This is a genomic window from uncultured Stenotrophomonas sp., assembly GCF_963519125.1.
In the GTDB taxonomy this organism is placed as follows: domain Bacteria; phylum Pseudomonadota; class Gammaproteobacteria; order Xanthomonadales; family Xanthomonadaceae; genus Stenotrophomonas.
This window is the reverse complement of the sequence record NZ_CAUQLJ010000001.1, coordinates 51,761-63,546: the sequence shown is the minus strand read 5'-3', so window position 1 is coordinate 63,546 and position 11,786 is coordinate 51,761. Positions and strand designations below refer to the sequence as shown.

Here is an 11,786-nt window from a genome sequence, read left to right as displayed (position 1 = left end):
GGGGCCGTAGCAAACGCCACGGCCCCTTGGTCCATCAATCACCCATACCGCTTACTTGGTGATATCCACACCCTTGGTTTCATGCAGGAACAGGCCACCGACCACGACCGTCATCAGCGCGATGATGATCGGGTACCACAGGCCGTAGTACAGGTTGCCGGTACCGGCCACCAGCGCGAACGAGATCGCCGGCAGGAAGCCACCGAACCAGCCGTTGCCGATGTGGTACGGCAGCGACATCGAGGTGTAGCGGATGCGGGTCGGGAAGAGTTCGACCAGATAAGCGGCAATCGGACCGTAGACCATGGTCACGTACAGCACCAGCAGCCACAGCATGAAGATGGTGCCGGCGATGTTGATGCGGGCGCCATCGGCCTTGGCCGGGTAGCCGGCGGTGGTCAGGGCGGTCTTCAGCTCCGCACCGAATGCATCGGCCTTGGCCTTGCCTTCTTCCTTGGTCAGGCCGGCAGCTTCATACGAGGTGACGCTGGCGCTGCCCACGTTCACCATCGCCAGCGAACCGGCGGCGGCGGGCTGCACGTCGTACGGCACACCAGCCTTGGTCAGCGCGGCGGTCGCCACGTCGCAGGAGCTGGTGAACTTGCGCAGGCCCACCGGATCGAACTGGAACGAGCAGGTGTTCGGATCGGCCACGACCAGCGCCGGCGAGCTGCTGCGGGCTTCTTCGATGGCCGGGTTGGCGAAGTGGGTCAGGCCCTTGAAGATCGGGATGTAGGTGACGGCGGCCAGCAGGCAGCCGGCCAGGATGATCTTCTTGCGGCCGATGCGGTCGGACAGCCAGCCGAAGAAGATGAAGAACGGCACGCCCAGCGCCAGCGCGGCGGCGATCAGCAGGTAGGAGGTGGTGGCATCGACCTTCAGCATGCTGCTGAGGAAGAACAGCGCGTAGAACTGGCCGCCATACCAGACCACCGCCTGGCCCGCCGCCGCACCGAGCAGGACCAGCAGCATCAGCTTCAGGTTGCCGCCCTTCAGGCTGTCACGGAACGGGGTCTTGGAACCCTTGCCCTCGGACTTCATCTGCTGGAACAGCGGCGACTCGCTCAGCTGCAGGCGGATCCACACGGACACGCCCAGCAGCAGGATCGAGACCAGGAACGGAATGCGCCAGCCCCAGGCTTCGAAGGCTTCGTTGCCCAAGAAGTAGCGGCAGGCCAGGATGATCAGCAGCGACATGAACAGGCCGAGCGTGGCGGTGCACTGGATGAAGCTGGTGTACAGGCCGCGCTTGTCGTCCGGCGCGTGCTCGGCCACGTAGGTGGCGGCACCGCCGTACTCGCCGCCCATCGCCAGGCCTTGGGCCAGGCGCAGGATGATCAGGATCACCGGCGCGGCGAAACCGATCGAAGCGTAGTTGGGCAGCACGCCGACCAGGAAGGTCGAGATGCCCATGATCAGGATGGTGACCAGGAAGGTGTACTTGCGGCCGATGCGGTCGCCGAGGCTGCCGAAGAAGGCCGCGCCGAACGGACGCACGAAGAAGCCGGCGGCAAACGCCAGCAGGGCGAAGATCATGCCCGTGGTTTCATTGACGCCACTGAAGAACTGCTTGGCGATGATGGCTGCGAGCGAGCCGTACAGGAAGAAGTCATACCACTCGAAGACCGTACCGAGGCTCGAGGCGAAGATGACCTTCTTGTGGCCCTGGGTCAGGGTGCCCGCTTTGTGTGCGGTGCTGGGTGTACTGGACATGGGACGCTTTCCCTCTGTGGATGCCGACCTGGGTCGGTGGGTGCCGACCGTTGGTCGGCACACAATTCGGTAGGTGCCGGCCGTTGGCCGGCACGCTCTTAGAAGCTGTACTTGGTGGTGAACTGCAATCGGGTGATGTCACCCTTGTTGCCGTTCTCCACTTCGCGACGGCCGTACATCAGCTCGGCACCGATATCGACCTTGGGCAGCGGCGAGTAGAAGATGTTGCCGCGGATGCTCTGCACGCTCTTGGTCACCAGCGGGCCGAGGATGCTGTCGTTGTCGTAGTCGCTGCGCGCATAGATCAGGTTGGTGCGCAGCTTCGGCGAGAACGCATGCCGCCAGCCCACGTAGCCGGCAAGCACGCCGGTCGGGTTGAGCTCGTCGCGGGCCACGTCATAGGCACTGTCGGCGGTGATGCCCAGGCCGATGTAGCGGGCGATGCCTTCGCCGCCGGTCAGCTGGTAGTGCAGCGAATCACTGTCACCCATCACCCACTTGCCGCCCAGTGTCAGGCCGCCAGCCACCTTGTCGGCCTTGGCGCCGGTGGCCTGGTTGTCGACCTTCAGCTGACGGACGATGCCGCCGACACCGAAGGTGCCCCAGTTGCCCTTCCAGCCATAGCGCAGGGTCAGGTCGGGCAGGCTGCCACGGTCGGAGTTGGCGCTGGCGTTGGTCCAGGCGCCGGTGACCGGATTGCGGGTACCGGTGAGGGTGGTGGTTTCCGGGTTTTCCAGTGCGACGCTGAAGCCGCCCTGGGTGTAGCGCACCTGGGCCTGGCGCACGAAGATCACGCCGTCGGTGGGGCCGACGAAGTCGACCGCTTCCGGCAGCGACGCGGCATCCATGAAGTTGGACCAGGTCTGGCCGGCCATCCAGTTGTTCCAGTACATGTAGGCATGACGCAGGGTCACGCCGTAGGTATTGGTGGCGGTCTGGTTGCCCAGCGAGTTGCCGAAGAAGTCCATTTCGAAGAACGCACCGGACTTGTTGCCCTTTTCCGAGACGTTGTCGATGCCCAGGTTGAAGCGCGAGAACTTGGCGTGGGCGTTGAAGTCCACGTCGGACTTCTCGCCGCTGCCGCCGGCACCGGCCACCGGGGTCTGGCCCGGCAGGTACAGCGCGCGGCCGGTGGCGTCGTCGGCCAGCTGGCCGTCGCCGGTCTGGGTGAGCAGGAAGTCGGCCTTGATGAAGCCGCCGATCTTGACCGTGGTGCCCGGCGCGGCGCCGGGGGTGATGGTGGTGACCTGGATCGGCTGCTTGCCGGCCGGTACGGTGGCCACGGCAGGCTGCTGCGCCTGCACCGCCTTCACTGCGGTGACGTCGGTCTGGGCCTGGCTGATCTGGCCCTGTTGCTGCTGGGTGGTGGACAGCAGCAGCTGCACCTGGCGTTCCAGTTCGGCAACGCGGGCTTCCAGCTGCTTCTCTTTGGCGGTTTCGGCAAATGCCATGCCCGGTGCCACCAGTGCGACCAGCAAACAGGTCGCCAGCGGCTTGCGCATGGTCTTCAACATACGGGTACTCATGTTGCCCTCTCTCCCGGGTGGCAAAGTGATCGCCGCGTGTGGGGTCACGGTCGAGCCGAGCGTGCGGCCGCCTGACGCACCCCGGCTATTGGCAATTGGTCGAACCCGCGCCGCCGGCGCGTGTTCCTGGACGCCAAGGGCGGACAGCAGGCGCCGACGGCGACTGGGTAGGTACCGACCATGGTCGGTACGCTGTTACGACCATGGTCTAACCATTCCCTTACCTCGCGGCGCAGTGGATGCGGCAAACTGGGAGGGAACAGTCGCGGGTTATGCTGCGATCGCACAACCCAGTCCTAGTGCAAGTGAGGGTGCCATGGCCGATATTTACCCCGTCAACGCGGACGTTGCCGCCAAGGCGCGCATTGACAAGAACACCTACCAGCAGCTCTACCGCGAATCGGTGGACAACCCCGACGCGTTCTGGGGCAAGGCCGCCGAGCGGCTGGACTGGTTCAAGAAGCCGTCCATCATCCGCAACGTCAGCTACCAGCTGGACGATTTCCGCATCAAATGGTTTGAAGACGGCGAACTCAACGCCAGCGTGAACTGCCTCGACCGCCAGCTCGAAAAGCGCGGCGACAAGGTGGCGCTGCTGTTCGAACCGGACAGCCCGGACGCACCGGCGCAGGGCGTGACCTACCGCGAGCTCCATGAGCGCACCTGCCGCCTGGGCAATGCGCTGCGCGCGCTGGGCGTCAAGAAGGGCGACCGGGTCACCATCTACCTGCCGATGATCGTCGACGCCGCAGTGGCCATGCTGGCCTGCGCACGCATCGGCGCGATCCACTCGGTGGTGTTCGGCGGCTTCGCACCCAACTCGATCGCCGACCGCGTGATCGATTGCGGCAGCAAGCTGATCATCACCGCCGACGAAGGCCTGCGCGGCGGCCGCAAGATCCCGCTGAAGGCCAACGTGGACGCCGCGCTGAAGCTGCCCGGCACCACCACGGTGGAAACCGTGCTGGTGGTGCGCCACACCGGCGGTGCGGTGGACATGCAGGCCCCGCGTGACCGCTGGTTCCATGACGTGGTGGACCCGCAGCCGGCGCAGTGCGAACCCGAGCGCATGAACGCCGACGACCCGCTGTTCATCCTGTACACCTCCGGCTCGACCGGCAAGCCCAAGGGCGTGCTGCATACCACCGGCGGTTACCTGCTGTATGCGGCCTACACCCATGAAGCGGTGTTCGACCTGCGCGAGGACGACATCTACTGGTGCACCGCCGACGTCGGCTGGGTCACCGGCCACAGCTACATCGTGTACGGGCCGCTGGCCAACGGCGCGACCTCGCTGATGTTCGAAGGCGTGCCGAACTACCCGGATACCTCACGCTTCTGGAACGTCATCGACAAGCACAAGGTCAGCATCTTCTACACCGCCCCGACCGCCATCCGTGCGCTGATGCGCGAGGGCGAGGAGCCGGTGAAGAAGACCTCCCGCGCGTCGCTGCGCCTGCTGGGCAGTGTCGGCGAACCGATCAATCCGGAAGCCTGGCGCTGGTACTACGAGGTGGTCGGTGACAGCCGCTGCCCGATCGTCGATACCTGGTGGCAGACCGAAACCGGCGGCATCCTGATCTCGCCGCTGGCCGGTGCGATGGACCTCAAGCCGGGTTCGGCCACCCTGCCCTTCTTCGGCGTGCAGCCGGCGCTGGTCAATGCCGATGGCGAGATCCAGGACGGCCCGACCGAGGGCAACCTGATCATCCGTGATTCCTGGCCGGGCCAGATGCGTACGGTGTACGGCGACCACCAGCGTTTCATCGATACGTATTTCCGCACCTACCCGGGCAGCTACTTCACCGGCGACGGTTGCCGCCGCGACGAAGATGGCTACTACTGGATCACCGGCCGCGTCGACGACGTGATCAATGTGTCGGGCCACCGCATCGGCACCGCCGAAGTGGAAAGCGCACTGGTCTCGCACCCGAAGGTGGCCGAAGCGGCGGTCGTGGGCTTCCCGCACGACGTGAAGGGCCAGGGCATCTACGCCTACGTCACCCTGGTGGCCGAAGAGGCCCCGAGCGACGAGCTGCAGAAGGAACTGGTCGCCTGGGTCCGCAAGGAGATCGGCCCGATCGCCACGCCGGACCACCTGCAGTGGGCGCCAGGCCTGCCGAAGACCCGCTCGGGCAAGATCATGCGCCGCATCCTGCGCAAGATCGCCGAGAACGCGCCGGACCAGCTGGGCGATACCTCGACCCTGGCCGATCCGTCGGTGGTCGCCTCGCTGGTTGAAGAACGCAAGGTCAAGTAGTTGGAGTTCGCATCCCCCATGCCTACCCTGCTGATTGCCGACGACCACCCGCTGTTCCGCGAAGCCCTGCGCGGTGCGGTGCAGCGGGTGATGCCGGGCGTGCAGCTGTACGAAGCCGACAGCGTCGAAGCGCTGTACCAGCTGGCCGAGCAGCATGCCGACGCCGACCTGGTGCTGATGGACCTCAACATGCCCGGCGCGCAGGGGTTCAACGCGCTGGTGCACATGCGGGCGCTGCATCCGCAGTTGCCCGTGGTGGTGGTGTCCGCGCGGGAGGAGCCGACGGTGATGCGGCGGGCGCTGGACCATGGGGCTTTCGGTTTCATTCCCAAGTCGGCCGACTCGGACACGATCGGCCATGCGCTGGGCGCGATCCTGGACGGCGAGACCTGGGCCCCGCCGGAGGCACACACCGTGCCGCAGACCGGGCGCGAGGAGCGTGAGGTCGGGCAGCGGTTGCGCGAACTCACCCCGCAGCAGTTCCGGGTGCTGCAGATGTTGGGTGCCGGGCGCTTGAACAAGCAGATCGCGTACGACCTCAATGTTTCAGAGGCCACGATCAAGGCGCATGTGACCGCGATCCTGCGCAAGCTGGGGGTGACCAATCGCACCCAGGCGGTGCTGATGGCCGGGAAACTGACGCTGGATGATGAGCCGTTGGTGTTGCCGCCCGAGGAAGACTGATCGAGGTCGCCGGGCTGGGGCCCGGCGCTACCCGCTTCGGCTTATAGCCGAAGCTATACATTCCAGCACCCCCTGCGCAATTCGCTCATTCCGCGGTAATCCGCATTCACGGTGCTAAGCTTCGCGTCCCCTTGGGGAGTAGCCGGTTTCCCGCTGAAGGGAAACGCCCGCATCAACATACTCGGCCAGTGCGCCGTGGTGCGGGCAGCCATGATGGTTGGCGAGACCAGCGGTCCGCGTGCGCAACGACAGGTTGGGCGCGAGCGCGGCCCGTTGTCCGTCATTGCCCGACCTGCACGTGTTCCCGATGTCCCCCATTTCGATGTTGTTGATCGGCTTTGCCATGTCCACCGATGCCTTCGCGGCGGCGGTCGGCAAGGGTGCGGCCATGCGCCGACCGCGTTTCCCCGATGCATTGCGTGCGGGCCTGATCTTTGGCGTGATCGAAGCGATCACCCCGGTGATCGGCTGGCTGCTGGGCCGCGCTGCGTCTTCGTACGTGGAGGCGTTCGACCACTGGATCGCCTTCGTACTGCTGGGTGCGCTGGGTGTGCACATGATCATCAACGGGGTGAAGCCGGACACCGACGACGCCGAGGAGGATGCGGACAAGCACCGCGGTTTCTGGCATCTCGCAGTGACCGGTTTCGCCACCAGCATCGACGCGATGGCGGTGGGCGTCGGCCTGGCGTTCCTGGACGTGCATATCGGCGTGATGGCGGCGGTGATCGGCCTGTGCACGCTGGTGATGGTGACCAGCGGGATCATGCTGGGCCGGGTGCTGGGCAGCATGATCGGCAAGCGCGCGGAGATCGCCGGCGGCGTGATCCTGATCCTGGTGGGCAGTGCGATCCTGTACGAGCACCTGAGTGGTGCCGTGGGCTGATGGGGTTGCCAGCCAGCGGCCGGCACTACGTTCGCGGGCGGTGGTAGTCGACGATGTCGACCAGCTCGTGTCCTTCGGGGGTGTTCCGGTGCAGCAGGCGCCAGGCATTGCGGCCGGGACTCTGCCGTCCCTCCCAGTGGATGTCGTTTGCGTGGTAAAGCACGCCGTTCACGCGGACGAGGTGGCCGCAGGGACGGTTGGCCGCCAGATCTTCTTCGATCCTGTTGAGTTCGCGCCAGGTGCGGCTGTCGGGTGCCACGCCCGCCAGCTTCCCGCGCAGCAACGCGCTCCGGATCACGTGTTCCCGAGCCTGGGTGGCATGGGCCACCAGGTCCGGCATGGGCCCAGCAACCTCTCCCGAGGCGACGCGGCGGCGCGTGTGGCGGCGGTGGGTCACGCTCACCAGCTCGCTGGGTTCCAGCGTTTCCAGTGTCTCCCCGGGCAGGCCGTGCACCGAGTGCACGCGCATTTCGCCATTGCAGTCATCGGTGGTGAACGCTTTCGCGTCGCGCAGCGCGGTGTTGGCAAGGTCCACCCGCAGGTAGGGGCAGTGCATCCGCCGCAGCACGGTACCGGCCAGTGCGCCTTCCTCGTTCAGGCCGTCTGCGATCGCATGCCTTTGCCCCTCACGCGCCGCGACCAGGTAGCACGCCGTGGCGGTGCGTTTGCTGAGCAGCATGACCGAGCGCTCCCGGCAATGGGTCAGGAAGAAATGACGGATGACGCCGCCAATGAGCGGATTCGGGGGCACGCCACGGCTTCGGCAGTAGTCGTTGAACTGACGGGTCATACGGCCGAAGTCCTTTTCGAGCTGCCCTGCCAGTGCCTTCAGCGCGTCGATATCGTCCACGCTGGTCCCGGCGTCGTGCAGCAACTGGCGAACGCCGGGATAGTCGACCAGCGCGCGCTCATGGGGCTGTAGCTGGGCCCTGTCCGGCTCCAGCCAGCGCATCGCGTTGACACAGCCGATGCCCAGCCAGCCGGAGATCAAGGCGGGCTTCATCACTTCGGCCACACTCCACGCCGGCCCCGCCGCATTGGTGCAGCCCCGAAACGCCAGCTCGAAACCTGCCCCCACGACCGAACCCAGGGTGCCGGCAAGCGGGATGGCTTCCGGCGAGTGCAACGGCGTGGAGAGAACAGATCGCAGCGAGGGAAGAGGCACGGCGACTCCGCAGCAGGGGGATGGGCTGCGCAGGATAGTCAGCACGGCGGCGCGGCAGCGCCGCGCCTGTCGGTTTCACCCCTTCAGGGTCGAGTGCGCGGCCAGGTACGCGCGCAGCGAGGCCGGCTTGATCGGCTTGGTCAGCAGGCGGTAGCCACGGTCCCGCGCCATGCGCTTGAGCTCGTCGCGACCGTCGGCGGTGAGCAGCGCGCCGGGGATGTCGCGCCCGGCCTGCGTGCGCAGCGCCACCAGCGTGTCCAGGCCATCCAGGCGGTCGTGCAGGTGGTAGTCCACCAGCATCACGTCCGGCTGCGCCAGCACTTCCTCCAGCGCCTGGTCCACGGTGCTGGCGGTGATGACCTGCACCTGCCAGCGCCCGAGCAGCGCGCGCATGCCGTCGAGGATTTCCTGGTCGTTGTCCACGCACAGCACGCGCATGCCTGCCAGCGAATCGGTGCGGGTACTGTGTTCGGGCACCGCTGTCGGCGCGTCGCTCGGCGGCAGTTCCGGCACCGCCGCGCGCGGCAGCAGGATCGAGAACATGCTGCCGCTGCCGACCTGGCTGCGTGCATTGAGGCGGTGGTCGAGCAGGCGCGAGATGCGCTGGCAGATCGACAGGCCCAGGCCCAATCCCTGCTCGCCCCAGTCGAACGGCTGCTGGTAACGGTGGAATTCGTTGAAGATCTGCTGCATGTGGTGCTCGGGAATGCCCGGGCCGGTGTCCCACACCTGCAGTTCGATCTCGTCGCCACGATGACGCACCGCCAGCACGATGCGGCCCTGGCGGGTGTAACGCAGCGCATTGGCCAGGAAGTTCTGCAGCACCCGGCGCAGCAGGCGGCGGTCGCTGCGCACCCAGGCCGGGCGCGCGAACAGGTCCAGGCGCAGGCCACGCCCGGCTGCCACCGGCGAGTACTGCGCGGCCAGCTCGCGCATCAGCAGGCTCACATCGAAGTCGCCGATCACCGGGTGCAGGCCGCCGGCGTCCAGGCGCGACACATCCAGCAGCCCGTCGAGCAGCTCTTCGGCGGCACGCAGCGAGGCATCCACGCGCTCTGCGAGATGCCGCTGCTCGTCGTTGTTGTGGTGGCTGTCGCGCAGCGCCGAGGCGAACAGGCGTGCGGCGTTGAGCGGCTGCAGCACGTCGTGGCTGATCGCGGCGAGGAATCGGGTCTTGGACTGCTGCGCCACTTCCGCTTCGTGCGAGCGCTCGGCCACGCGCTGTTCCAGTGTTTCGTTGGCTTCCAGCAGCGCGTTCTCGGCGTGCTTGTAATCGGTGATGTCGTTGTAGCTGGTCACGTAACCGCCGCCGGGCAGCGCCTGGCCACGCATCTCGATCACCCGCCCGTCGCTGCGGGTGCGTTCGAAGATGTGTGGTGAGCCGGCGCGCATGTAGCCGATGCGTCGGTTGATCTGCACGTCGATGTCGCCCTCGCCCAGCTCGCCACGCTCGGCGTTGTAGCGGATCAGGTCGGCCACCGGCCGACCCACGTAGAGCATGCCGTCGGGATAACCGAACATCTGCTGGTAGCGCCGGTTCCAGGCGGTCAGGCGCATGTCCGGGTCGACCACGCTGACCCCCGCGCTGATGTTTTCCAGCGTGGTGGAAAGAATCTCGCGGTTGAAGCGCAGTTCCTGCCCGGCCTCGTCGAGCACCGCCACCACTTCGCCCAGGTCCATGCCCGAGCCGCGCAGCAGGCTGGTCAGCAGCAGGCGCGCCGAGGCCGCGCCGATCGACGCGGCCAGCAGGCGCTCGGTGAACTGCACCCAGGCGCGGTCGGCGGCGGCCGAGGCCTGCAGCTCGCGGCCCAGCGACTGCGCCTGTTCGAAGAACGAGCGCCGCGCATGGCGGTCTCCCACCACGCGCGCGGCCAGCGCCAGCAGGTCGCCCACGTGGACGTGCCCGGGCCAGTCGCCGGCCACCGACGGACGCTGCGCATACGGGTCCAGGAAGGGTGCGGCGCGCAGCCGTTCGTCCACGCCCGGGCGCCAGCGCACCGAGACCAGCAGCATCGCAGCGGCATTGACCAGCAGCGACCAGAACGTGCCGTGGGTGAGCGGGTCCCAGCCGGTCATGCCGAACAGGCCCTGCGGCTGCAGCCAGGCGATGCCGAACGGCCCCTCGCGCAGCCAGCTGCCATCGGTCCAGCCGGCATGGGTCAGCGCCGGCAGCAGCAGGGTGTAGATCCAGGTACCGAACCCGAGCAGGATGCCCGCTTCCACGCCGCGGCGGCTGGCACCGCGCCAGTACAGGCCACCGATCAACCCCGGCGCGAACTGCGCCACCGCCGCGAACGCCATCAGCCCGTATGAGGCCAGGGTGCTGTCGTTGCTGCTGCCGCGGTAATAGCTGTACGCCGCCATCGCCAGCAGCAGGATCGCCAGGCGGCGGATCCACAACACCCGCGAGGCCATGTCCGCCGCTTCCTGGTGGTCGCCACTGCGACGCAGCAGTACCGGCATCACCAGGTCGTTGCTGACCATGGTGGCCAGCGCGATCGATGCGACGATGACCATGCCGGTGGCGGCCGAGAACCCACCCACGTAAGCCACCAGCGCCAGGAACTTGCGGCCTTCGGCCAGCGGCAGGGCCAGCACCATGCTGTCGTCGGCAACGCTGCCGCCGGTGCCGAACAGGGTCACGCCGGCGGTGGCGATCGGTATCACCATCGCCGAGATCACCACCAGGTAGCCGCCGAACATCCAGCGCGCGCGGCGCACGTCGCGCACGTCGCCGCATTCCACCACCGCCACGTGGAACTGGCGCGGCAGGCAGACGATGGCCAGGAAGCTGAGCAGGGTCTGCGAGATGAAGCCCACCGGCGGCAACCCGGTGAACAGCGTGTGCGCGCTGCGCACCACGGTTTCGCCGCGGTCGGCCAGCCACAGGTAGGCGAACAGGCCCAACGCCACCATCGCGATCAGCTTGATCATCGACTCCAGCGCGATCGCCAGCATCATGCCGTGGTGGTGCTCGGTGGCGTCCACCTGGCGGGTGCCGAACAGGGTGGCGAACAGCGCCATCAGCAGCGCCACGTACAGCGCCGGGTCGCTGAAGTAACCGGTCGGGCCCACGTTTCCGGTGAGCACCTGCAGGCTCATCGCCACCGCTTTGTACTGCAGCGCCAGGTACGGAATGATGCCGATCAGCGCGATCACCGCGACCAGCGCGGCCAGCCGCCGCGAGCGGCCGAAGCGCGAGGAAATGAAATCGGCAATGGAGACCACGTTCTGGCTGCGCGCGATCAGCGCCAGGCGCTCGATGATGCGCCAGCCGAACAGCAGCAGCAGCAGCGGTCCCAGGTAGATCGGCAGGTAGCCGATGCCGTTGCGCACCGCCGTGCCGACCGCGCCGTAGAACGTCCACGACGAGCAGTACACCGCCAGCGCCAGGCTGTAGACCACCGGGCGCAGCCACGGGCGGTCGGGGTACATCGGGCGCCGGTCGCCCCACCAGGCCACGCCGAACAGCAGCGCGGCGTAGGCCACCGACACCAGCAGCAGGATCCAGCTAGAAACCACGGGCACGTTTCCCCAAGCGCATGCGGCAGT

7 protein-coding genes and 1 riboswitch are annotated in these 11,786 nt (G+C 67.0%); of the genes, 3 read left to right on the top strand and 4 right to left on the bottom strand.

Annotated features, from left to right (window positions below; genetic code table 11):
* Nucleotides 1-51: 51 nt before the first annotated feature.
* Both RYM47_RS00165 and RYM47_RS00160 read right to left on the bottom strand, forming a co-directional pair.
* Nucleotides 52-1,713 carry an MFS transporter gene (locus RYM47_RS00165; RefSeq protein ID WP_315385256.1) on the bottom strand — a complete coding sequence of 554 codons (1,662 nt, stop codon included), beginning with the start codon at nucleotides 1,711-1,713 and terminating at the stop codon, nucleotides 52-54.
* A 98-nt stretch (nucleotides 1,714-1,811) separates the two neighbouring features.
* The gene (locus RYM47_RS00160) at nucleotides 1,812-3,239 is read right to left on the bottom strand and encodes a DcaP family trimeric outer membrane transporter (RefSeq protein ID WP_315385255.1); all 1,428 of its coding nucleotides are present in this window, start codon (nucleotides 3,237-3,239) and stop codon (nucleotides 1,812-1,814) included.
* A 316-nt stretch (nucleotides 3,240-3,555) separates the two neighbouring features.
* Between RYM47_RS00160 and acs the strand changes: the two genes are divergently transcribed.
* The 3 genes from acs to RYM47_RS00145 all read left to right on the top strand — a co-directional run bounded on the left by acs (nucleotide 3,556) and on the right by RYM47_RS00145 (nucleotide 7,069).
* Nucleotides 3,556-5,499, top strand: coding sequence for an acetate--CoA ligase (acs, locus tag RYM47_RS00155; RefSeq protein WP_315385254.1), 1,944 nt, complete (start codon nucleotides 3,556-3,558; stop codon nucleotides 5,497-5,499).
* Nucleotides 5,500-5,517: 18 nt separating this feature from the next.
* Complete coding sequence (locus RYM47_RS00150; RefSeq protein WP_315385253.1) at nucleotides 5,518-6,183, top strand: response regulator transcription factor; 666 nt, start codon at nucleotides 5,518-5,520, stop codon at nucleotides 6,181-6,183.
* A gap of 127 nt (nucleotides 6,184-6,310) precedes the next feature.
* A riboswitch (yybP-ykoY riboswitch) is annotated at nucleotides 6,311-6,486 on the top strand.
* 4 nt (nucleotides 6,487-6,490) lie between these two features.
* Nucleotides 6,491-7,069, top strand: coding sequence for a manganese efflux pump MntP family protein (locus RYM47_RS00145; protein WP_315385252.1), 579 nt, complete (start codon nucleotides 6,491-6,493; stop codon nucleotides 7,067-7,069).
* Nucleotides 7,070-7,094: 25 nt separating this feature from the next.
* On the opposite strand, the gene RYM47_RS00140 is transcribed toward RYM47_RS00145, so the two are convergent.
* Both RYM47_RS00140 and RYM47_RS00135 read right to left on the bottom strand, forming a co-directional pair.
* A complete protein-coding gene (locus RYM47_RS00140; RefSeq protein ID WP_315385251.1) occupies nucleotides 7,095-8,234 on the bottom strand; it encodes a hypothetical protein in 1,140 nt (379 codons plus the stop codon).
* A 75-nt stretch (nucleotides 8,235-8,309) separates the two neighbouring features.
* Nucleotides 8,310-11,756: a PAS domain-containing hybrid sensor histidine kinase/response regulator gene (locus RYM47_RS00135; protein ID WP_315385581.1), complete on the bottom strand. Its 3,447-nt coding sequence runs from the start codon at nucleotides 11,754-11,756 to the stop codon at nucleotides 8,310-8,312.
* Nucleotides 11,757-11,786: the final 30 nt, after the last annotated feature.

Excerpts from the sequence above, each read along its gene's own strand:
- RYM47_RS00165 (WP_315385256.1), bottom strand. The coding sequence starts at position 1,713 with ATGTCCAGTACACCCAGCACCGCACACAAAGCGGGCACCCTGACCCAG.
- RYM47_RS00160 (WP_315385255.1), bottom strand. The coding sequence starts at position 3,239 with ATGAGTACCCGTATGTTGAAGACCATGCGCAAGCCGCTGGCGACCTGT.
- acs (WP_315385254.1), top strand. The coding sequence starts at position 3,556 with ATGGCCGATATTTACCCCGTCAACGCGGACGTTGCCGCCAAGGCGCGC.
- RYM47_RS00150 (WP_315385253.1), top strand. The coding sequence starts at position 5,518 with ATGCCTACCCTGCTGATTGCCGACGACCACCCGCTGTTCCGCGAAGCC.
- RYM47_RS00145 (WP_315385252.1), top strand. The coding sequence starts at position 6,491 with ATGTCCCCCATTTCGATGTTGTTGATCGGCTTTGCCATGTCCACCGAT.